A 21,004-nucleotide genomic window follows, 5' to 3' on the forward strand; every position below is an offset into this window, starting at 1 on the left:
CCCCGGCCGCGTCAGTCGTCCTCGTCGTCCCAGTCGTCCTCTTCGTCGTCCCACAGGTCGCTGGGCGGCAGCGGGTGCTCGTCGTCGACGAGCGAGTCGTCCACGTAGCGCCGCCAGGCGCGGCTTCTCTCCTCCGGATCGGCCCACTGGTCCTCGGTGATCCTCGGGATGGGGATGGTGGCCCGCTGGTGGTCGACCATCCACGAGTTGCGGAAGAAGTCGAACGTGAGGTGGTAGCAGCCGTCGGACTCGGCGTAGATGATGGGCGGGACGAGGAACTGCGCCACGCCGACCTTGGCCGCGACGACCACGTAGTCCTCGGGGATGGATTCGTCGTTCCAGCAGGCGGCGAAGTTCACCGGCTGGAGGGCGCCCTTGCCGAGCACGTGGATGAGGTTGTCCTGGATGACGAACCGGTCCGGGTCGAGGGCCACGTCCTCGCCGAGCATGAGGATCGGCGCGGGCAGGATGTGCGCCTTGGCGAAGGACTGCGCGTCGGTGTAGAGATCGATGATCTCGCCGTGGCGCGTGGGGTCGTAGCCTCCGGAGGAGTGGAACGGGCAGCAGATGCTGTTGTTGGCCCGCTCCGGCTCGGGGAAGAACGCGGACTTGTCCACCCGCGTCATGACGGACCCGCCGCGCCGGGCACTCAGGAACTCCGGGATCCAGGCGGCGTCGTCGGACTCGATCACCTCCGTCTCGCACAGCGCCCGGAACGCGGTGTCGCCGAGCTTGCAGTTGAAGTAGTCGAGCAGGGTGATCGCGGCGCACTCCGCCAGCGACAGCTCCTCGCTCTTGGCGAACCAGAAGTCGTAGCCGTTGGCCACGAAGTGCACCCCGCGGAACTCCTTGTGCACGAAGGTCTCGCGAGTCGGGCCCTCCCCCAGGCCGTTCCAGTGGGCGGCGGCCACCTGGTTGTAGTACGCGTCGGCGTGCCGGGCCAGCTCCGGCGCGAACACGCTCTCACCGGTGAGGTAGCACGCCTTGCTGAACAGCTCGCCGATCTCCGGCGCCTCGGTGACCTCGTCGGCGGTGAAGATGAGCTCGGTACGCAGGAACACCTTGCGGCCGTCGCGGTAGGGGGCGCCCTCGTGCTCGTACCGCTGATCGAAGATCACACACGTGAAGTCGCCGATCTCGCTGAGCGCGGCGCCGCCGACCAGGTCCAGCGCCGGCGACCCCGTACCGCCGGTGAGGTAGAGCAGCACCGTGTACCGGGAGATGTGCCGCCGCGCCGCGTCGAAGTACGGCGTGTCCCGGTGCCGGTGGAAGTTCGCGTCACCGGGCTCGAACCGGTTGCACCTGAACACCGGGTTCACGTGCGAGAACCCCTCCGCCGTCGCCGGCGGCAACGCGTCGGCCACCGCCGCGCCCAACGCCTCGGCCAGCAGCGCCGAGTGGAAGATGAACCGTTCGCCGCCCCGGGACCCGGCGTTCAGCGGCGGCACGTACAGCTTCAGCTCGTCCAGCCGCTCCAGGCGGGCCCGGGCCTCGGCCGGCAGCCGCAGCGAGAACGAGAACACCCCGTCCGCGTGCTCCGCCCGCTCGGCCAGCTCCGCCTCCAGCGGCACGTCCTCGAACAGGCGGTCCAGCGGGACGATGTTCTCGAACGTGCGGAACGACAACTCGTGCGGATCCACGAACACCGCCGCCAGGTACGGCGCGTCCGCGCTCGGCCGGGCGAACAGCTCCCGCACCCGCTCGTCGATCCGCTCGGCGTCGATGAACCGCACCGCCTTGAACCGCGCCGACGGATGCCAGGAGATGTCCAGCCCGTCCACCGTCGCGGCCGGCTCGGCGTCGGTCGCGTCCACCTCCGCCCGATACCGGGCGGCCTCCTCGGCGGGCGCGTCCCCGGCCGACAGGACGAAGAAGCGATCCCGAAGTTCGATGCTCACATGGACCTCCACATGGTGCGCAGCCCGGACGGAAGGTTCGCGGCGTGCGCCAGTCTGCGCACGCCGTCCTTGCCCACATCGGAGCCGTACAGCCACAGCCGCGCGAGGGAGCCGGCGAACGGGGCCGCGATCAGGGCCTCCGCGCCCGCCTCGCCGATGTGGTTGTACCGCAGGTCGAGCTCGGTCAGCTCCGTGAACCGATGCAGGGAGCGCACGCCCTCGGCGCTCACCCTGTTGCGCTGCAGGTGCAGGCGGCGCAGTCCGCCGAGGTACGGGGACGCCGCGAGGGCCGCGAGACCGGCGTCGCCGATCCGGCAGTACCGCAGCTCCAGTGCCCGCAACCCGTCCGTGCGGAGCAAGGTGGCGAGGAGTTCGGCGCCGTTGGGACCGAGGTCCAGATAGGAGAGGTCGAGCCCGGTGAGCCGGCCGAGATCCAGCCCGTCGAGTGCCCGCATGTCCAGGCGCCCGGGGCGAACCCCGCCTCCCGGGCCGTCGTCCTCGTCGTCGTCCTCGTCCTCGTCGTCCTCGTCATCCTCGTCGTCGTCCCAGAAGTCGTCCTCGTCGTCCCACTCCTCGTCCTCGTCGGACGCCTCGTGGGACGTGATCCTCAGCGTGGTGACGAACCGGCCGCGCAGCACCTGCTCCACGACCTCGCGGACGTCGTCCGACCACGGGACGGCGACCTCCGTGGCGAAGCCGTACCGGCGGGCCAGCACGTGCGCCGTCGCCGGCAACCCGTCGTCCCATCCGCCCTCGTGCTCCGCGACGAGGTCGGCGATCTCCCGCTCCATGGCCGGGCGGTCGGCGGGACGGGTGCGTGCCAGGCGCTGTTCGAGGCGGATCAGCGTGCCTCTGGCGTCGCCCTGCTCCAGCAGCCAGTCACTGTAGGCACCCCACGAGGCGAGGTCGTCGGGATGAGCCCGTAACGCGTCTTCGACGGCGGTCACTTGCATTCGTACGAATGTACGGAGATCGACAGATGTGTCAAGGCGCCGCACATCATCTGTAAACGGTCCCCGAGTGACGGCGCGGGCAGGTATCGTGCTGCGCCGAGTACATGATCGCCGACGTGTCCCAGGCGGCACGGTGTCGTTTGCGGCGCTCTCGGGCGGAGCCAGGGGGCCCGCCTCAGTTGGAGGTCTCCACCGTGAATTCACCGGGTCCCGAGCCGGACGACGACGGCGCCATCGAGAGGCGGGCGTGGGAGTCCGCCGCCCGCGCCTGTTACCGGGAGATCGGGGTCCCGTTCCCGGAACGGGTCGTGTGGGTGTCCTCGCCGCTCGTCGGCGCGTTCGCCGCACCGATCGCGGCCTGCCTGAGCACCGGTCACCGCAACAACCGCGTCCTGGAGTCCGTCTATCGCGCGGTGGACGACACCGCCGGTGAGAGCGTCGGCCACGCCGTGCGTACCGCGGTCCGGGTCGCGGCCGAGGGGGCGGCGAGCGATCCGGTGCACGGCGCGGCGGCCACCGCCCTGCACGCCGAGATCGCCGCGAGGATGGGCGCCGCGCTGGCCTCGGCCGTTCGGGACGTGCCCGCCCGCGAGGAGAGCCGGAATGTGCCCGCCGGCGTGTTGAACCTGGTCGCCGACGCGTCGAACGCGGCCGTGCGGGCGGCGGTGGACGCGGCGGTGGGCGGCTCGCGGCAGGACACGATCCGCGGCGAGGTACGGCGGCTGTGGCGGGCCCACCTGGCGTTCCAGCGTTCCGGCACCTGGCTCCCCCTGGTCGACCGCTTCAGGCAGGACGCGGTCCCAGGGCACGACTCCGGCCAGGACCCGGCGCGGTCCGCGCCCGCCGGCTGGTGGTGGTGGCCCTTCCTCGACTTCGTCATGCTCTGCCCGCGCCCGGCCGAGCTGCACCTCGAGCAGGTAGGCGAAGGTGCCAGGGCCGTGCACCGGCCGCACCGCGCCGACGGCCCCACCGCCGGCTGGTCCGACGGGTTCGGGGTCTACTTCTGGCATGGCACCCACGTCCCCCGGGCCGTCATCGACGACACCCTCACCACCGACGAGATCCTCCGCGAGACCAACGCCGAGATCCGCCGCTGCGCCATCGAACGCCGCGGCTGGGACCGTTTCATCATCGAGGCCGGCCTGGAGCAGATCGGGCCTGCCGTCCCCGACCCCGGCAACCCCGGCCAGACCCTCACCCTGCACGACGTCCCCGAGGACATCTACGCCACGCACGTGCGGGTCCTGCTGTGCACCAACGGCACCGTCGAGCGGGACGGCACCCGCCGCCGCTTCGGCCTCACCGTCCCCGCCGACTGCAGCGACCCCATCCAGGCCGCCGCCTGGACCTACGGCCTCACCCCGGCACAGTACGCCGGCGCGCAACGACGATCCTGACCTCGCCCACCGGCAAAGGAGCCCGAGAGAAGATGCTAACCATCGAGCAGGCCATGGCCACCTTCGGCGTCACCGTCGACGAGCACCTCGACCGGCAGGCCGAGATCCCCATCCTGTCCGGCCTGCAGTTCCAGGGCGATGTCGCCGTCGTACCGGCCAAGCGGGACCCGGCCCGCACCCCAGTCCCCGAGGCCGGCGTCCCGATCGTCCGCGGCCAGGGCGGGGCGAACACCCACCTCCTGCTCTCCACCGGCAAGGCGTTCTTCACGCCGGAGCGCTTCGGCGGCGGAATGGTGCTCGGCGTCCTGACCGTGGCCGACGATGCGACCGCCTACCTCGCCCACCCCGAACACGCCTTCACCGGCATCGCACCGGGCACCTACGAGCTGCGGCGCCAGCGCGAGCAGGCCGACCAGACCCGCCTCGTCGCCGACTGAAGGCCGTCCGCCGTCGGGCCGGGAAGGGCGGATGCCGGACATCCGCCCTTCTGCCTTCTCTCAGGGCACCAGAGCGGCCATCAGCCCGTACTCGATGGCTGTCGCGGCGTTGGCGGGCCCGGCAACGGTGCCGGCGAGCAGCGCCAGCGCCGAGACGGCCAGGACGAGCAGGAGGGAGATTCGTCGGGCCATGAGGGACCTCCAGTCAGGTTTCTGCCGCGCATTCGAGAACGGGACGTGCGCGGATCACGGCGAGCGGCACCTGTGACGATGACGTTACCTCGCGAACCCCGGCGTACGGCGCGTCAGGAGCCGGTTGAGGCCACCTACCGGATCTCGTAGATGGCGGTGGTCCCGCTCACCTCGTTGCCCACGATCAGCAGCGGCCGGCGGGTCGGGCTGTCCCCGGCGGACACGAAGAAGACACCCTCCGGGCCGACGTCGCCGGCGGTCCCGTCCTCGACGGATCCGGCGAAGTCGCGCGTGTTGAGATAGTCGACGAGGGCCGGGCGCCGGGGGTCGGTCACGTCGTAGGCGACCACCCCGCTGACCCGCTCGAGCCCGGCGAACGCGTACGTCCTCCCCCGCACCTGACCCACCGCGACGCCCTCGGGCTCCGGGCCCTTGTTGTCGCTGCGGCTGTCGAAGGAGCCGTTCTCCTCGTTGTCGGCGTTGAACTCCTTCGGCAGCTCCCGGGCGATCAGCTGCTCGAGCTCGTCCCCCGAGTCCCAGACCAGCGCGCCCGTGGCCGAGCGTACGGAGATCGAGCGCGCGCCGAAGGCGTTCAGCTGCCGGTAGGCGCCCGAGGCGTCCTTCGGCGAGTCCGCGGCCACGGTCAGGCGGCCGAGCTCCGCGTCCTTCTTCAACGCGGCGGCGTTCGGGAACGCCTCGGCCGAGAGCGTCAGGTCCTTCACGCGCACCTCGTCCGTGTGGCAGTCCCAGTCACGGCCGTCGCCCTCGTTGGCGGTGACGAGGTACGTCTCCCCCTTCGAGCGGAAGTGCGCGACCGTGTCGGGCATGTACATCCCCTTGACGCCGGCCCGGGGACGGATGTCGATCTTCCCGTCCTTGTCGGAGGCGTCGAGGCCCACCGTGCCGAAGTCCTTCAGGCCGAGCGGCACGATCCGCTGGACCTTGGCGCGGCCGAGATCGACGATCGCCACCGCGTTGTTCTCCTGCAACGTCACCCATGCCGTGTCACCGGCCACGGTGATGTACTCCGGCTCCAGGTCCTGGGCCACCGTCGCGCCCGGACCGGAGATGCGCACGCCCGCGGCCCGGAGCGCGTCGGCCCGGTCGTTGAACGCCCGGAAGTCGGCGGTGCGTACGGTGCCGCTCCTCACGTCGATGACGCTCACCGACCCCTCGGGGTCGTCGACGGCGCCCGCGCAGTACGATTCCGGCTCGCCTTCGTTGGCGACGACCAGCCGGCGGCCGTCCTCGCTGAAGGTCACCATGTCGGGAAGCGCCCCCACGGGGAACTCCTTGAGCTTCTTGCCGGAACCGGCCTGGAAGAGCGTCACCTTCCCCTGGCCGGTCTTCTTCGCCGCCTGCTGCGCGACGGCCACCAGGCCTTTGCTCACCGCGACGCTGTTCGCTCCGGGAGCGGGCAGGGAGGTGACCCGCTTCGGGTTGCGCGGGTCGCGGATGTCGAGGACGTCCACCGTTCCCGCCTGCGCGTTCACCACGAAAGCGCGCTTGGTGGCGGGGTCGTAGGAGGTGATCTCCGAGGCCCCGGTGCCGGCCGACCCGGTCGAGAACCGGCCGAGGAACGCCAGGCTGACGCCCTTGGCCCCGTTGTCCTGCGAAATCGTCGCCTGGGCGGGAACGGCGAGCAAGGCGAGCGAGAGAGCGGCGCCGGCGGCGGCCGCGGTCATCCGGAAGGCATGTGAGCGGTGCATTCGCCGATCGTGACGACAGCCGATGACCGTTTGAGCGCCAGAGGATGTCTTTGCGGTGAATTGCACCTGGGAAGAGCATCGTCCACGCAGCTCAGGCGGCACGGAGGCGCGACGCCCGGTCCGGCCCGGGCCCTGGCAGTGCGCCGCCAGGGCCGGTCCGTGGCCGCGATCGGATGCCGGGGGCGGGATCATGCGGTCCTCGGTGGCCACCAGGTACCAGCTCGGCTTGTGCCGCCAGGCCGGTGCGGTGACGGTGCGGTGCCGGGGTCCCCTGCTGCGTCCCCGCTCCATGTCCGACAGCGTCCGGACGCTGACCCCCGACGCCTCGGCGAGCTGCTCCAGGGTCAGTCGTGCCGCATGCGATGACGGCGCAGCGCCTGATTGCTTGCGGAGGTTTGGCCGGTACCTGATGCAAGGCACAGGGTGGGGCGGGAAGGTTCCGGTGCGGCGGGCGGCGCACCGGGCAGCCACAGCGACCTTGCCCGCGCGGAGTTCACGAAAGGCATCGTCATGGCACAGGCCAGCCTCTACCAGCAGGTCCTCGACCCCGCCAACCGGGCCAACCCGTACCCGCTGTACGCCGAGCTGCGCAAGACCCCGGTGACGCGGGAGGCCGACGGCACGTACGTGGTCAGCACGTACGAGGAGATCGTCGCCTTGCTGCACGATCCACGGGTCAGCTCCGACCCCCGCAGCCGCCCCGGCGTGGCCGAGGCCACCGCCTCTCCCGAGGACAGCCTGCTCCTGCCCTTCATCAACCGCGACCCGCCCGAGCACGACCGGCTGCGGGAACTGGCGATGCGCCCGTTCGGGCCGCCTCAATCGCCCGGGCGCGTCGACGCCCTCCGCCCCTGGCTCGCCGGGGTCACCGACGGCCTGATCGACGGCTTCGCCGGCAAGAACCGCATCGACGCCGTCGCGGAGTTCGCCTACCCGCTGCCCGTGGCCGCGATCTGCCACCTGCTCGGCGTGCCGCGCGAGGACGAGCCGCGCTTCCACCACTGGGCCGACGCCACCGTGGAAGCCTTCGACCCGACCACCGGAACGTTCGAGGAGCGCCAGCGCAGGAGAAGCGAGGTCACCCGCGAACTGGGCGAATATCTCAACACGCTCGCCGAGGCCCGCGTCCGCCAACCGGGCGACGACCTGATCTCCGGCCTGCTCACCGACACCGGCCCGCACGGGCCGATGGCCCGTACCGACCTGCTCAACACCGGCGCGCTGCTGCTGGTCGCCGGCCACGAGACCACCGTCAACCTCATCGCCAACGGCCTGCTCACCCTGCTGCGCCACCCCGACGTGCTCGATCGGCTGCGCCACGAACCCGACCTGAGCATCCCGCTGGTCGAGGAGCTTCTGCGCTACGAGCCACCGGTGCACATGCTGACCGGCCGCAGCACCCTGGCCGACATCGACATCGCCGGCACCACCATCCCGCGAGGCTCACCCCTCGCGCTCGTCCTCGCCGCCGGCAGCCGCGACCCGCACCGCTTCCCCGACCCAGACCGCTTCGATCCCGGCCGCGCCGACAACGCGCATCTCGGCTTCGGCAACGGCATCCACTACTGCTTCGGCGCGCCGCTGGCACGGAGCGAGACGCAGGTGGCGCTCTCCGCGCTGGCCCGCCGGCTGGTCAATCCCCGGCTGGTCACGGACCCGCCGCCGTACCGGCCCAACCCGGCGCTGCGCGGCCCCCGCCAGCTCATGATCGAGTTTGACGCCGTCGCACCTTGAGGGGCCGGTCCGTGCGCATCCTGGGAGGGGAAACCTACCTCGCGTCCTCCAGCAGCAGCGCGAGCTTCTTCTCGCAGGGTGCGTGTCCGATCTGCCGGCACAGCCGCAAGGCCTCGCCGGCCCGGTGCTCCGCCGCCTCGCGGTCGCCTCGTCGCCGTTCCAGCTTGGCCAGCTCCGTCAGCGCGGCCAGCTCCGGCAGCCGGTACGTGCTCTCGGCCGCCACGGCGTGGCCCCGCAGCACGTGGCGGACGGCGCCTTCCTGGTCGCCCACGGCTTCGAGCAGCCGGGCGCGGGCGAGCAGCGCGTAGGCCAGATGCCAGTTCAGGCCGCCCGCGCCGATGAGGCCGTCGGCCAGGTCCAGGCTGTCCGCGGCCTCTGTCGTCAGGCCGAGGCGGACCCCGGCGTCGGCCAGGGCGACCAGCGCCGCCGCCTCCACCAGCCGGTCGCCCTGGCCGCGGCACACGCCGAGCGCCGCCAGCGCCTCGTCCCGCGACTGCGCCCACCGGCCGTTCTCCCAGTGCAGCCGGCTGATCCAGATCTGCGTCGTGGCCGCGCCGTGGCCGCCTATCGAGGTGATCAGGGCGACCGACTGCCGCAGGCAGGTCTCCGCCTCGCCGTACCGGCCCTGGTCGAGGAGCACGGCGCCCAGCTGCCGCAGATCGGCCCCCTCGGCGTAGGGCAGATCGTGGCGCCGGCTCAGCGCGAGTGCCTGCCTGCAGTAGTCCTCGGCCAGGTCCAGCCGGCCCAGGTGGTGGTACTGGTAGCCGAGCGCGTGGAGTGCCCGGACGTGGCCGGGCACCGAGCCGAGCTCGCCGAAGAGCTGCGCGGCCCGTACGTTGTCGGCCATCGCCTCGACGAGGTCGCCCGTCCACGCCCGCGCGAAGCTCAGCCCCATCCTGGCCGCCGCCTCGCCCTCCCGATCGCCGCTCTCGCGGGCGATCCGGACGGCCTGCTCCAGATGACCGACGGCCTCCTCACGGCGGCCGACGCGGAAGAGGCCGTCGCCCATGCCGGTGTGCAGCATGGCGGTCACGGCCGGCACGTCGTGCGCGGAGGCGGCCTCCAGCAGGGTCGGCGCGATCTCCATCCACTCACCGATGCGTCCGGTACGGGCGCAGATGGCGCGGACCATGTCGGCCAGGCGCCAGACGGCCGGGCCGGGATCCCGCTCGATCGCGCGCCTCAGCGCGGCCAGCAGATTGATGACGTCGGCCGCCTCGGGGGACGGCAGCTCACGGGCGTCCGGGCCCGGCTGCGGACCGGAGAGCAGGGACTCCCCGGGCGCGCACCGGGCGGCGATGGCCGCGCCCAGTTCCAGGTAGTGCTCGAACAGGCGCTGCCAGGCCGGCTCGCGCTCGGGATCGCGCCCGGCTTCCGCCACCGCGTACAGGCGGACCAGGTCGTGGAAGCGGTAGCGGTCGGTGATGTGATGTTCGAGCAGGTGGGCCGCGGCCAGGGCCTTGAGCGAGGCGCGGGCCGCGTCCCGCGGGAGGCCGGTGACCGCCGCCGCGGCCGCCACGGTGACATCGGGGCCGGGCACGAGCCCGAGCAGGCGGAAGACCCGCTGCTCGGCGGGGGCGAGCACGCGGTAGGAGGCGGAGAAGGCGACGGTGACGGCGTTGTCCTTGGCGCCGTCCACGGTGAGCCCCGCCAGCGGGTTGCCGGCGGCCAGCTCCGCCGCGACCGCCGCGGTGCCGTCCTCGGGCCGGGCGGCGGCGTTCGCGGCGGCGATGCGCAGCGCGAGCGGCAGCCCGCCGCACGCGCGTACCAGCTCGCCGCGCGCGTCCGACTCGGCCGGGCCGCCCGCCGGCCCGAGCACGCCGTCCAGCAGCGCCCGGCCGTCCGCCTCGGACAACGGGCCGAGCGAGTGCTGCCTGGCACCCGCGAACGCCACCAGCTCGCCCAGGCGGTGCCTGCTGGTCACGAGCGCCACGCCGTTCGGGGGCAGGAGCTGCTCGATCTGGGCCGCCGCGCGGGCGTTGTCCAGGAGCAGCAGGAACGAGTGCCCCGACAGCAGCGAGCGGTAGAGGCCGAGCTGGGTCTCGAACCCGCCCCGCACCCGTTCGGGATCGACGCCGAGCGAGACCAGCAGCCGGGTCAGCGCCGCCGTCGTGGTCAGCGGCTCGTGGTCCGGGTCGTAGCCGCGCAGGTCGATGTAGAGCTGCCCGTCGGGGAAGCGGTCCTTGGCCTGGTGCGCCCAGCGCAACGCGAGGGCCGTCTTGCCCATGCCGGCCGTGCCGCTCAGCACGCACACGCCGTCGCCGCCGGCCAGGCACTCGTTCAGCCACGCCAGCTCCGCGTCGCGGGCGGCGAACTCGGGCACGTCCCTGGGCAACTCGGCCGGTCGCGCGACGAGGGGTTCTCGTCGCGGCGGAGGAGGCGCCGGCTGCAGGCCCTCCCCCGGTAAGTCCGGTTCGTCGTCCCGCAGGAGCCGCTGGTGCAGCTCGCGCAGGGGGCGGCCGGGCTCGATGCCCAGTTCGTCGACCAGCCGCCGTCTCGCCTCCCGGTAGACGGCCAGCGCCTCGCCGCGGCGCTCGCACCGGTGCAGGGCCAGCATGAGCTGTCCCAGCAGCCGCTCGCGCAGCGGGTGCTCGGCCACCGTCGTGTGCAGCTCGCCGACGATCTCGGCGTGCCGCCCGGCCGCCAGTTCGGAGTCGTACAGCTCCTCCAGGGCGCAGATCCGCCTGTCCTCGAGGCCCGGACGTTCCTGGTGGATCAGCTGGGCGCCGGCCCCTGCCAGCGCCGGCCCGCGCCACAGCCCCGCCGCGGCGCGCAACCGGGCCGCGGCGTCGGTGTGGCGACCCTCCTCCGCGTCGGCGCGCGCGGCGGCTCTGTACTGCTCGAACAGCTGCAGGTCGAGCTCGTCCGCGACGGCGTGGATGCGGTAGCCGGCGCCGACGCGGCCGATGCGCTCCTTGCCGACCAGCGCTCGCAGCTCGTGGACGTAGACCTGCAGGCGCGAAACCGCCGTACGCGGAGGCTGCTCGCCCCAGATCAGGTCGACGAGCCGGTCGTCCGACACCGTGCGGTTCGCGTGGAGCAGCAGGGCGGCCAGCACGGTCCGCTGTTTCGGTGAGCCCAGCGCGATCGGCCCGTCAGGCCCGTCGACCGACACCGGCCCGAGCAGCGCGAAGCGCACCTCCGATTCCATGTGCCCCCTTCACGTCCCGATTCCCCCGCTGCGATGCCGGCGAGTGATGATCGTACGACGGGGGTACGGGAGTGATGGCAAGATCCCGCCCAATCACCAGGATCAGGCGGGATCCCGTCGGCCGGAGGCTACTTCAACGCTTCCCTTTCACTCCCGGATCCAGACGGTCATGTCGGAGAGGCCGCGGTTGGCCCAGGAGAAGTACGGCACGGCGGTCAGCGTGACGCCGCGCCGGGCGGGAGGACGGTCGCCGTACAGCGAGCCGTCGGCCTCGGCGTCCGCGGTGGCGTCGGCGTTCAGGATGACGACGCCGGTCCGCTCGTCCGGGACCGCGTGGACGGGGGTGTCGCGGGCGAGGGTGAGGCTGTGCACGGCGCAGTCGTGGTCGACGCCCTCCAGGCAGAACACGATCGGACCGCGCTCGAGAGCGACCTTGCCGGCGGTGGCGGCGACGCCGGGATCCGCCCAGGTCCGGCGGACCTCCATGCCGAGGTCGATCTCGACCACGTCGCCGGCCCGCCAGCGGCGGGAGAGGGCGCAGTAGCCCTCGCGGAGGACAGGCTGGTGAACGGGCTCGCCGTTGACGGTGACGGCCGGCTGCCGGCTCCAGCCGGGGATGCGGACGGCCAGCGTGAACTCCGCCCCGTCGTCGGCGTGGGTGACGGTGACGGCCAGGCGGCCTTCCCGGGGGTAGGCGGTGTCCTGGCGGAGGGTGACCTCGCCGCCGGCGAAGGTGAAGCGGGCGGTGCCGGCCACGTAGAGGTTGACGACGGCCTCGCCGGGTCCCTGGGCGTAGACGTAGCGGCCGAGCTCGCTGAGCAGCCGGGCGAGGTTGGGCGGGCAGCAGGCGCAGTCGAACCATTCCTGCCGGGTCACGGTGCCGTGGCTGGCGAGGGGGTTGCCGTAGAAGTAGCGGGTGCCGTCGGCGGAGGCGCCGCTGAGGACGCCGTTGTACAGGGCGCGTTCGAGGGCGTCGACGTAGTGGCCGTGGCCCGTGAGGTTGCTCATGCGCCGGGCCCACTGGACGAGGCCGATCGCGGCGCAGGTCTCGGCGTAGCCGTGGGCCTCGGGCAGGTCGTACGCGGGCCCGAAGCCTTCGATGCTCGGGTCGGAGCCGAGCCCGCCGGTGACGTACAGCTTCTTGTCCGTGACGTCGGCCCACAGCCGGCGCACGGCCTGGAGCAGCCGGTCGTCGCCGTACTCGCCGGCCAGGTCGGTCATCGCGCTGTACATGTACATGGCGCGGACCGAGTGACCGACGGCCTCGGCCTGGTCGGCCGCGGGCAGGTGGCTCTGGTTGTACTCGCGGAAGCGCCGCAGGTCCCTGGGCTTCCGGGGGAGCCTGGTGCCGAAGTAGCCGGGGGTGCCGCGCCGCCGCAGTTCGGCCTCGAAGTAGTAGGGCTCCTCCCCGCGCCAGTCGATGAACCGCCGGCCGAGGTCGAGGTAGCGGCGCTCGCCGGTCGCACGGTAGAGCTTGACCAGCGCGAGCTCGATCTCCTGGTGCCCGCAGTAGCCGCCGGCGCGGGGGCCGTCGGGGCTGAAGACGGTGTCGATCAGGTCGGCGTAGCGGCGCACGATGTCGAGCAGCCGGGTCTTGCCGGTCGCCTCGAAGTGGGCGACCCCGGCCTCGATGAGGTGACCGGCGCAGTACAGCTCGTGGGCGTCGCGGAGGTCGGTGAACCGCTCCCCCGGCTTGACGACGGTGAAGTACACGTTGAGGTAGCCGTCGTCCTGCTGCGCGCCGGCCAGCAGCTCGATCGCCTCGTCGACGGCCCGGTCGAGCTCGGGGTCGTCGGTGGTGGCCAGGCAGTAGCTGGCGGCCTCGATCCACTTGGCGACGTCGCTCTCCCAGAAGATGTGCGGCTCGTCCGGGTCCCCCGGCCGCCAGGACAGGCTCAGGGCGTCGAACTGCTGTCCGGGCCGGCGCAGCTGGCCCTCCTGGTGCCGCAGCGTACGGGTACGGATCAGCTCGCGGCGCGGCGCCCAGAACGCGTCGTCGATGGTGACCGCGGTCAGCGGCAGCGGCTCGCGACGCAAGGCGGCGGCAGAGGTCATGGTCATGGTGTTCCCAACGGGGTGTCGTGAAATGAGCCCGGGGCCCTGGGAAGGACCGCGGTGCCCCAGACGTAGGCGAAGGAGGCGAAGGCCGGTACGGCCACGCCGAAGACCGGGACCAGCCCGGGGACGACGTAGTACGCGCAGAGGATCACGCCGACGACGAGCAGCGTGACCAGCGCCTGGACCGGGCGGGCGAGGACGAGGATCGCGCTCCGGCGGACGAGCGCGCCCGGCCCCTCGTCGAAGTGGGCGGCGAGGATCCAGATGTTCGCGCTCATGCACGACACGAACAGCGTGACCAGCCAGAGCAGCACGCCGAGCAGCGGCTCGACGACGCCGAGGTCCGCGCTCTCCAGCAGCCGCCGGTCCACCAGGAGCACCGCCCAGGCCGCCGCGAAAACGTAGCCCACCACGTTGGCGGTGCGGAACTCCTGCCGCCAGAGCCGGCGGAACTCGCGAGGCGCTCCCGAATGCAGGAGCTCGCCGCGGATGACGCCGTACACCGCGGCGGTCGCGGGGAAGACTCCGAGCACGACGCCGCCGGCCAGGGTCCACACGACCCACAGCAGGTGCAGCTTGAGCAGCAGCAGGCCCACCTCGCCCGCCCTGGTGTGCCAGGTGAGGACGCGTCTCATCAGCCTTTCACCGACCCGATGAGCACGCCCTTCTCGAAGTAGCGCTGCAGGAACGGGTAGAGCACCAGGACCGGGAGGCTGGAGACGACGATCACGCCGTACTTGATCTGGTCGGCGTACTGCTGGTCGTAGGAGGTGCCGCTGCCGCCGGAGGCCCCGACGCCACCGGCGAACGCCTGGTTGGACAGGAGGATGTCACGCAGCACGATCTGCAGCGGTTGCAGCGCGTTGTCCCGGACGAACACCATGCCGGTGAAGAAGTCGTTCCAGTGCTGGACCAGGTAGTACAGGCCGATGACCGAGACGATCGCCTTGGACAGCGGCAGCGCGACCCTGGCGAAATACTGCAGGTAGGACACGCCGTCGATCATCGCCGCCTCGAACAGCTCCTTCGGCAGCGAGTGCTCGAAGAACGCGCGGGCGATGATGAGGTTGTAGACGTTCACCGCCGACGGCAGGACGAACACGAGCCAGTTGTCCAGCAGGCCGAGATCGCGATAGAGCAGGTACGTCGGGATCAGCCCGCCGTTGAAGAACATCGTGAACACGAAGAACAGCATGAGGATCCGCCGGGGGCGGAACTCCGGCCGCGACAGCGCGTACGCCGCGGGGATGGTCACGACGAGGTTCAGCGCGGTCCCGACGGCGCTGTAGAGCAGCGTGTTGCGGTAGCCCGTCCAGATCCGCTCGTCGTTGAAGATCTCCCGGTACCCGAAGAGGTTGACGCCCTTCGGCCACAGCCACACCTCGCCGGTGGAGATCAGCGACGGGTTGCTCACGGACGCGATCACCACGAAGTAGACCGGATAGACCACCGCGAACAGGACCGCCACGCAGATCGCGCCGAGCGCCAGCGTGAAGACGACGTCGCCCGGTGTCTTCTTGCGGAAGAATGTCACCACAGGCTCCAGTTCGACACGCGGCGGGCGATCGCGTTGGCGGCGATCAGGAACGCGAAGTTGATGACCGTGTTGAACAGGCCGATCGCGGTGGCGTAGCTGAACTGCGTGCTGAAGATGCCGATCTTGTAGACGTACGTCGCGATGACCTCGGACACCGGGAGGTTCAGGTTGTTCTGCATCAACCAGACCTTCTCGAAGCCGGTGTTCAGCACGCCGCCCATGGTGAGGATGAGCAGGATCACCATGGTCGGCACGATGCTCGGGACGTCGACGTGCCGGATGAGCTGCAGCCGGTTCGCGCCGTCCACCTTGGCCGCCTCGTACAGCTGCGGGTCGACCCGCGAGAGCGCGGCGAGGTAGATGATGCTGTTCCACCCGCAGTGCTGCCACACGTCGGAGATCACGTACACCGGCACGAAGGCCGCCGTGTCGCCGAGGAGGTTCACCCCGTCGAGGCCGAACAGGGCGGAGACCCGGGTGAGCAGCCCGGTGGAGGGGTTGAGGAACGCCTGCAGCATGCCGACGATGACCACGATCGAGATGAAGTGCGGCAGGTACGTCGCCGTCTGCATGACCCTTTTGCGCCGGCCGCCGGCGATCTGGTTGATCATCAGGGCCAGCAGGATCGGCGCGACGAACCCCACCACGAGCGTGGTGAAGGCGATGACGAACGTGTTCTTCAGCAGCGGCCAGAACAGCGGGCTGTCGAAGAACTGCCGGAAGTACTTCAGGCCGACCCAGTCCCCGCCGGTGAGCCCCGCGGTGAAGTCGAACTCCCGGAAGGCCAGCTGGATCCCGTACATCGGGACGTACATGAACACGGCGACGAACCCGACGGCCGGCAGGACCATGAGCCACAGTTGCCAGTACCGCCTGACGTGCCGGCCGGCGCCCATCCTTCGGGCCCCGGCCGGCTTGCGAGCCGCGACGAGAGACTCCGCCATCAGCGCGTCTTCACGTACTCGTCGTAGTAGCGCTGGTAGATGTCGATGTTCTTCTGCAGGCCGGCGTTCTGGACCTGCTGGACGTACTGCCCCCACTGATCCTCGACGCCGCCCTTGGTGATCCACTCGGCGAACTTCGTCATCGCGGTGTTGAGCATCGTGGTGTTGTTCAGCCCGAGCTGGTTGGTGTCGTCGGGCTTCATCTGGATGAACTGGAACGGGTAGACGTCCTTGTCCACGTCCATGTTCGCCAGCGCCTTCTGCAGCGGCTCGGTCTGCTCGACGGCCTCGTCCAGGTCGGCCGGCAGCTTCACCTCGATGTCGTCCCGGATCCAGACCGGGCCGGCGTCGGCGATGGTGACCGTCCACTTCCAGGTCGACGGGTCGACCTTGGGGTCGGCCGGCGGGAGCACCTCGTACTCCTTGTCGCTGACCTTCTTGACGTACTTGCCGAGGTCGCCCCACAGCACCTGCAGCGACATCTCCTTGTCGTAGAGGGCGTTGACGACCTTGAGCGCCGCCTGCTTGTTGCTCGTCTTGGCGGACATGAGGATCTGGTTCGACGGGAAGTTCTCGCCGTTGGAGTCGTACGTCCAGGTCACCGGGGTGGTCTGGCCGGCTTTGGCCAGCAGCGGCGCCATCGCGACGTACTGATCGGCCAGCTCGGCGCCGAACCGGTCGCTGGCCGTCCAGCCCCAGCTGAAGCCGACCTTGGCCACCTTGCCGGAACCGCGGCCGACCGCCTGGTAGGCCGAGTAGTCCTGCGTCATGACGTTCTTGCTGACCAGGCCGGCGGCGTAGCAGCGATGGAGGAACTCGATCACCTGCTTGTAGCGCTCGTCGACGAGGAAGTTGCCGACCTTGCCGTCCTCCAGGAAGTAGCCCTGGCCGCCGCCGCCCGCGATCGGCAGGCCGACGCTGCCGAGCAGCACGCTGGGCTGGAAGTAGCCGAAGCCGCCCGTGCCGACCGGTGACCAGTCCATCGGGATCTCGTCGTTCTTGTCACCGTTGCCGTTGGCGTCCTCCTCCTTGAACGCGACGAGCACGGTGTAGAGCTCGTCCCAGGTGGTGGGGACCTTCAGGCCGAGCCGGTCGAGCCACTGCTTGTTGATGTACTGGTGGGTCACGGTCGTCGGCCAGAACCGCTTGTAGCCCGGGACCGCGTAGACCTCGCCGCTGGTCAGCGTGGCCATCGACTTCAGCTGCGGCTTCGCCGCGAACAACGCCTTGACGTTCGGGAGAGCGTCCAGGTCGTCGGCCAGGTTCTCGAAGAGCGTCCGGTACGTGCCCAGGTCGGCGTTCGTGATCGCGTTCGTGCCGATGATCAGGTCCGGCACGTCGCCGGCCGCCAGCATGGTGGACTTCTTCTGGTCCCAGTCGGCGGAGATCTCCTGCCACTGGATCTTCACGCCCGCGATCTTCTCCAGCTGTTTGGGCCACTCCATCGTGCTCATCGGCTTGGTCAGCGGATGCTTGTTGACCAAGATCCGCAACGTGTTCGGATCGCCGGAGTTCTTGCCGGAGCAACCCGCGAGTGCGGTGAGGCCGGCCGCGACGACGAAGGCCCGGCGGGACAGAGCCGGTGAGGTGGCCATGCGGTCCTCCTGAGGGGGGACGGAGGGGTGTGACCGAGATCTCGGTGAATGTTTCAGCGATGTTAGGGGCCGTCATTCAGCGTTGTCAATGACAAGACAATCAGGGGAAGAAGTGACCGCGTCGAGGGGTGCGGAGTGGGTCAGGCCTGCCCGGACGAGTCGCGAATCAGCAGGTGCACACCGGTGTGCACCTGCCGGGCCGCGCCGTCGTACCCGTCGAGGCGCTCGATGAGCAGGTGGACGGCGGCGGCCACCATCTCGCCCTGGTCGGGGCTCACCGACGACAACGACGGGATGGTGAACTCCCCCTCGTCCGTGTCGTCGAAGCCGGTGACCGCGACGTCCTCGGGGATGCGGATGGCGTGCGCGCGCAGGGCTTTCAGCACGCCCACGGCGATCGTGTCGTTGACGCAGACCGCGGCGTCGAACCTGGGGCCGGAGCGCCGCAGCAGCCCCACCATCGCCTCGTAGCCCGAGGCTCTGCGGTCCCAGTCGGAGCTGTAGGCTACGAGCGAAGGATCATGCTCGATGCCATGCTCCTCCAGAGCGGCCACGAACCCGGAGTAGCGGTCCCCGGTCGGGACTGCGCCCGCCGGACCGTTCCACACGAACGCGAGCCGCCGCCGGCCGGTGGCCAGCAGGTGCCGGGTGATCGCCAGGAAGCCCGCGCGCTCCCCCATCAGCACACCGTCGAGCGTCTTGATCGGCGCGCCGCCCAGGGCCACCGCCGGGCGCCGCGGCGCCGCGCCGGCGAGCAACTCGTCCGACAGGTGGTGCGGGCAGATGATGACGCCGTCGACGTCGGCGGTCGTCACGCCGAGCACCGCGTCGCGCTCGCGCTCCCCGCCGTTGGCGATCCGCAGCGTGCTGGTGAACCCGCACTCGGCCAGGGCGAGGATGAGCCGCTCGGCGTTCTCCGCGAAGTACGGCTGGTAGAGGTTCGGCACGACGACGGCGATCCGGCCGGTCCGGCCGGAGGCGAGCCCGCGCCCAGCCTGGCTCGTGGCGTGTCCCGCCTCGTAGCCGACCTCCTCGACCGCGGCCTGGACCTTGGCCCGGGTGGCGGCCGAGACATGCGGGCGGCCGAGCAGGACGTTGGACACGGTCTTCGCCGAGACCCCGGCCCGCACGGCGACATCCGCCAGCGTCGGGCGCTTCACCGCGGGTCCCGGCCGAGCGTGGACTCACGCCGGATCAGCTCGACCGGGGAGACCACCGCGCGCGGCTGTCGCGGCGCCGTGCCGGCGAGGCGATCGGCGAGCAGCTCCAGCGCGCTGCGCGCCAGCCGGGCCGGTCCCGGGTCGATCGTGGTGAGCGACGGCGTCGAGAACCGCCCGTCCTCCAGGTTGCCGTAGCCGGCGACCGCCACCCGTCCGGGGACGTCCACCCCGTGCTTGACGAGCGCCGCGAGAGCCCCGAGCGCCACCTCGTCGTTGACGCACAGCAGCACGTCGACGTCCGGGTGCCGCTCCAGCACCTGTACGGCGGCCCGCGCTCCCGCGCGCCGGTCGGCCACCTCGCCGAGAACCGCGCACGGCACGGGCACCGGACCGGATCGGTCGAGACAGGCGCGCAGCTCATCCTGATGCGCGCCGAGCAACGCCGGGCGGGACCGGCCCATGACGGCGAGGTGGCGGGCCATCAGGGCCGCCGCCTCCGCGACGTCCTCCTGAACGCGATCCACCTCAACCCGGTCCACCTCGGCCGCGCCGCCCTGCACGACGACCACCGGGCGGTCGTCCAGCCCGTCGCCGACCGGCCCGACCGGCCCGATCAGCACCACGCCGTCGAACGTCTTCCCCCGGGCGGCGAGCACCGCCGCCACCCGGGCCGGATCGCCGTGCGTCGGCTCGACCGCGGCGAGCATTCCCCAGCGATCGGCCTCGGTGACCAGGGCTTCGACGAGTCCCGCGAGATACGGGCGGCGCAGCTCGGTGACGGCGATGCCGACCACCCCGACCTGCCCGGTCCTGAGCGTCCTGGCGGCCCGGTTGGGGACCCAGCCGAGCTCGTCGATCGCCGCATGCACCCGGCTCACCTTCTCCGGACGGATGTGCGGCTCGCCGTTCACCACACGTGACACGGTCTTGATCGAGACGCCCGCCCGATCGGCCACCTCCCGCATCGTCACGCGCATGCGAACAGCGTAGGTCACGGTAGGACTTCTCAGCATTCGGTTTGTGATCAGCAGGCCAGGGGTGCCGAGCCGAGCGCCACGTCGTCGTACCAGAGGGTGTCCTGGTCGCTGCCGTAGCTCTCCCAGCCCAGCCGCAGCGTGGCCGGGCGCGGCGCGGTGGCGCGGCGCAGCCACTGGGAGTCGATGTCCTGCGTCGGGGTGCCGTCCACGCGCAGGCCGGCGACCTCCTGGTTGTCCAGGTACGTACGCATCGACTGCTTGGTGGTGTCGATCTCGTAGCGCAGGCAGACCCAGCGGTTGACGGGAAGCACGGTGCTGAGCGCGACGCCCGCCGGGCTCTGCTCGGGCAGGGTGGCGTCGTCGGACTCGCGGTTCCACTGCAGGGCGCCGTTCTGGCCGCCGATGCGCAGGTCGCGGTTGCCGTCATTGGCGTCGGCCATGGTGATCATGCTGACGTGCGTCGCGGGCAGGGCGGTCGTGTGCCGGACCCACATCCTGGCGTAGACCACCGGGCCGACGCGGGAGACGTCGCGGGTGGTGCCGACGAAGAGGTGGTTGCAGTAGCCGCCGCCCCCGTTGACCCGCAGGGACTTGCCGCCGCTGTGCGTGATCGCGGTGTCGATCACGGCCGTGCCGGTGCCGGCGCAGTTGGGGGTGACGACCTGCCAGTCGCCGGACGGGCTGCCCGCCTGGTCCTCGAACCCGGAGCAGACCGTCGCCCCCGAGCAGCCGGGCGGCACCGTGGGGGTGACCGTGGGGGTGACAGTGGGCGTTACGGTGGGGGTCTGGCTCGGGGTGGTGGTGCCGTTGCAGGCCACGTCGTTGAGCGTGAAGTCGGTGGGCGCGGGGTTGGCCGCCGACCAGGTGGCCTGCAGGCCGAACTCGGCGCTGCCGCCCGTGGCCAGCGCGCCGTTCCACGCGACGTTGGCCGCCGTCACGACCCGGCCGTTCTGCTCCACCTGCGCGTTCCACGCGCTCGTCACCCGCTGGTCCCCGGTGTACGTCCACCGCAGCCGCCACCCGCTGAGCGCCGTCCCCAGGTTCGTGACCTTCACCTGCGCGGTGAAGCCGCCCTGCCAGGAGTTCACGGTGTAGTCCACTTTGCACCCGGTGTCCGCGGAAGCGGGGGCGGTCACGGCGGCGATGCCGCCGATCGCCACGGCGACGCAGGCGACGACTGCCCAGAGTCGGGCAGACAGCGTGTGGGGACCGGACATGACATCGCTCGCCTTCGGGGTCCGTATGGGAGCGCTCCCAAACCG

16 protein-coding genes and 1 pseudogene are annotated in these 21,004 nt (G+C 71.2%); 3 read left to right on the forward strand and 14 right to left on the reverse strand.

Features of this window, described 5'->3' with window-relative positions:
- Positions 1–11 precede the first annotated feature (11 nt).
- Positions 12–1,898 (reverse strand): hypothetical protein, encoded by a 1,887-nt coding sequence (locus AB0J87_RS34050; protein WP_363971813.1) that lies wholly within the window; start codon positions 1,896–1,898, stop codon positions 12–14.
- The gene (locus AB0J87_RS34055) at positions 1,895–2,851 is read right to left on the reverse strand and encodes a TIGR02996 domain-containing protein (RefSeq protein ID WP_363971815.1); all 957 of its coding nucleotides are present in this window, start codon (positions 2,849–2,851) and stop codon (positions 1,895–1,897) included. The genes AB0J87_RS34050 and AB0J87_RS34055 overlap by 4 nt, the downstream gene beginning before the upstream one ends.
- Positions 2,852–3,045: 194 nt before the next feature.
- Between AB0J87_RS34055 and AB0J87_RS34060 the strand changes: the two genes are divergently transcribed.
- Both AB0J87_RS34060 and AB0J87_RS34065 read left to right on the forward strand, forming a co-directional pair.
- Complete coding sequence (locus tag AB0J87_RS34060) at positions 3,046–4,248, forward strand: DUF6745 domain-containing protein (RefSeq protein WP_363971817.1); 1,203 nt, start codon at positions 3,046–3,048, stop codon at positions 4,246–4,248.
- A gap of 32 nt (positions 4,249–4,280) precedes the next feature.
- Positions 4,281–4,685, forward strand: coding sequence for a hypothetical protein (locus AB0J87_RS34065; RefSeq protein ID WP_350734113.1), 405 nt, complete (start codon positions 4,281–4,283; stop codon positions 4,683–4,685).
- 60 nt (positions 4,686–4,745) lie between these two features.
- Here AB0J87_RS34065 and AB0J87_RS34070 read toward each other — a convergent pair whose 3' ends face one another.
- The 3 genes and pseudogenes from AB0J87_RS34070 to AB0J87_RS34080 form a co-directional block, all read right to left on the reverse strand.
- The gene (locus AB0J87_RS34070; RefSeq protein ID WP_350734111.1) at positions 4,746–4,877 is read right to left on the reverse strand and encodes a hypothetical protein; all 132 of its coding nucleotides are present in this window, start codon (positions 4,875–4,877) and stop codon (positions 4,746–4,748) included.
- A 134-nt stretch (positions 4,878–5,011) separates the two neighbouring features.
- Positions 5,012–6,586 carry a choice-of-anchor I family protein gene (locus tag AB0J87_RS34075; RefSeq protein ID WP_363971977.1) on the reverse strand — a complete coding sequence of 525 codons (1,575 nt, stop codon included), beginning with the start codon at positions 6,584–6,586 and terminating at the stop codon, positions 5,012–5,014.
- Positions 6,587–6,868: 282 nt separating this feature from the next.
- Positions 6,869–7,057 (reverse strand): annotated as a pseudogene (locus AB0J87_RS34080) (helix-turn-helix transcriptional regulator); the annotation flags it as partial.
- 39 nt (positions 7,058–7,096) lie between these two features.
- On the opposite strand from AB0J87_RS34080, the gene AB0J87_RS34085 reads away from it, so the two are divergent.
- On the forward strand, positions 7,097–8,320 hold the full coding sequence (locus AB0J87_RS34085; RefSeq protein ID WP_363971820.1) for a cytochrome P450: 1,224 nt from the start codon (positions 7,097–7,099) through the stop codon (positions 8,318–8,320).
- A 34-nt stretch (positions 8,321–8,354) separates the two neighbouring features.
- On the opposite strand, the gene AB0J87_RS34090 is transcribed toward AB0J87_RS34085, so the two are convergent.
- From AB0J87_RS34090 to AB0J87_RS34130, 9 genes are all read right to left on the reverse strand, one after another.
- The gene (locus AB0J87_RS34090) at positions 8,355–11,471 is read right to left on the reverse strand and encodes a BTAD domain-containing putative transcriptional regulator (RefSeq protein WP_363971822.1); all 3,117 of its coding nucleotides are present in this window, start codon (positions 11,469–11,471) and stop codon (positions 8,355–8,357) included.
- 147 nt (positions 11,472–11,618) lie between these two features.
- Positions 11,619–13,532: a beta-L-arabinofuranosidase domain-containing protein gene (locus AB0J87_RS34095; RefSeq protein WP_363971824.1), complete on the reverse strand. Its 1,914-nt coding sequence runs from the start codon at positions 13,530–13,532 to the stop codon at positions 11,619–11,621.
- Positions 13,529–14,164 carry a DUF624 domain-containing protein gene (locus AB0J87_RS34100; protein ID WP_363971826.1) on the reverse strand — a complete coding sequence of 212 codons (636 nt, stop codon included), beginning with the start codon at positions 14,162–14,164 and terminating at the stop codon, positions 13,529–13,531. Before AB0J87_RS34100 ends, AB0J87_RS34095 begins: the two co-directional genes overlap by 4 nt.
- Positions 14,164–15,063, reverse strand: coding sequence for a carbohydrate ABC transporter permease (locus AB0J87_RS34105; protein ID WP_363971828.1), 900 nt, complete (start codon positions 15,061–15,063; stop codon positions 14,164–14,166). Before AB0J87_RS34105 ends, AB0J87_RS34100 begins: the two co-directional genes overlap by 1 nt.
- The gene (locus tag AB0J87_RS34110) at positions 15,060–16,010 is read right to left on the reverse strand and encodes an ABC transporter permease subunit (protein WP_355209366.1); all 951 of its coding nucleotides are present in this window, start codon (positions 16,008–16,010) and stop codon (positions 15,060–15,062) included. Before AB0J87_RS34110 ends, AB0J87_RS34105 begins: the two co-directional genes overlap by 4 nt.
- Positions 16,010–17,605, reverse strand: coding sequence for a hypothetical protein (locus AB0J87_RS34115; RefSeq protein WP_363971831.1), 1,596 nt, complete (start codon positions 17,603–17,605; stop codon positions 16,010–16,012). Before AB0J87_RS34115 ends, AB0J87_RS34110 begins: the two co-directional genes overlap by 1 nt.
- Positions 17,606–17,745: 140 nt before the next feature.
- Complete coding sequence (locus AB0J87_RS34120; protein WP_363971833.1) at positions 17,746–18,765, reverse strand: LacI family DNA-binding transcriptional regulator; 1,020 nt, start codon at positions 18,763–18,765, stop codon at positions 17,746–17,748.
- On the reverse strand, positions 18,762–19,760 hold the full coding sequence (locus AB0J87_RS34125) for a LacI family DNA-binding transcriptional regulator (protein ID WP_363971835.1): 999 nt from the start codon (positions 19,758–19,760) through the stop codon (positions 18,762–18,764). The genes AB0J87_RS34120 and AB0J87_RS34125 overlap by 4 nt, the downstream gene beginning before the upstream one ends.
- A 29-nt stretch (positions 19,761–19,789) precedes the next feature.
- Positions 19,790–20,959 (reverse strand): cellulose-binding domain-containing protein, encoded by a 1,170-nt coding sequence (locus AB0J87_RS34130; protein ID WP_363971837.1) that lies wholly within the window; start codon positions 20,957–20,959, stop codon positions 19,790–19,792.
- Positions 20,960–21,004: the final 45 nt, after the last annotated feature.

Source organism: Nonomuraea sp. NPDC049625 (assembly GCF_040675285.1).
GTDB lineage: Bacteria > Actinomycetota > Actinomycetes > Streptosporangiales > Streptosporangiaceae > Nonomuraea > Nonomuraea angiospora_A.

What these genes read in the sequence shown, in the direction of transcription:
- AB0J87_RS34070 (WP_350734111.1), bottom strand. Translation starts at nt 4,877, where the DNA reads ATGGCCCGACGAATCTCCCTCCTGCTCGTCCTGGCCGTCTCGGCGCTG.
- AB0J87_RS34100 (WP_363971826.1), bottom strand. Translation starts at nt 14,164, where the DNA reads ATGAGACGCGTCCTCACCTGGCACACCAGGGCGGGCGAGGTGGGCCTG.
- AB0J87_RS34075 (WP_363971977.1), bottom strand. Translation starts at nt 6,586, where the DNA reads ATGCACCGCTCACATGCCTTCCGGATGACCGCGGCCGCCGCCGGCGCC.
- AB0J87_RS34110 (WP_355209366.1), bottom strand. Translation starts at nt 16,010, where the DNA reads ATGGCGGAGTCTCTCGTCGCGGCTCGCAAGCCGGCCGGGGCCCGAAGG.
- AB0J87_RS34090 (WP_363971822.1), bottom strand. Translation starts at nt 11,471, where the DNA reads ATGGAATCGGAGGTGCGCTTCGCGCTGCTCGGGCCGGTGTCGGTCGAC.
- AB0J87_RS34055 (WP_363971815.1), bottom strand. Translation starts at nt 2,851, where the DNA reads ATGCAAGTGACCGCCGTCGAAGACGCGTTACGGGCTCATCCCGACGAC.
- AB0J87_RS34095 (WP_363971824.1), bottom strand. Translation starts at nt 13,532, where the DNA reads ATGACCATGACCTCTGCCGCCGCCTTGCGTCGCGAGCCGCTGCCGCTG.
- AB0J87_RS34065 (WP_350734113.1), top strand. Translation starts at nt 4,281, where the DNA reads ATGCTAACCATCGAGCAGGCCATGGCCACCTTCGGCGTCACCGTCGAC.
- AB0J87_RS34130 (WP_363971837.1), bottom strand. Translation starts at nt 20,959, where the DNA reads ATGTCCGGTCCCCACACGCTGTCTGCCCGACTCTGGGCAGTCGTCGCC.
- AB0J87_RS34085 (WP_363971820.1), top strand. Translation starts at nt 7,097, where the DNA reads ATGGCACAGGCCAGCCTCTACCAGCAGGTCCTCGACCCCGCCAACCGG.
- AB0J87_RS34115 (WP_363971831.1), bottom strand. Translation starts at nt 17,605, where the DNA reads ATGGCCACCTCACCGGCTCTGTCCCGCCGGGCCTTCGTCGTCGCGGCC.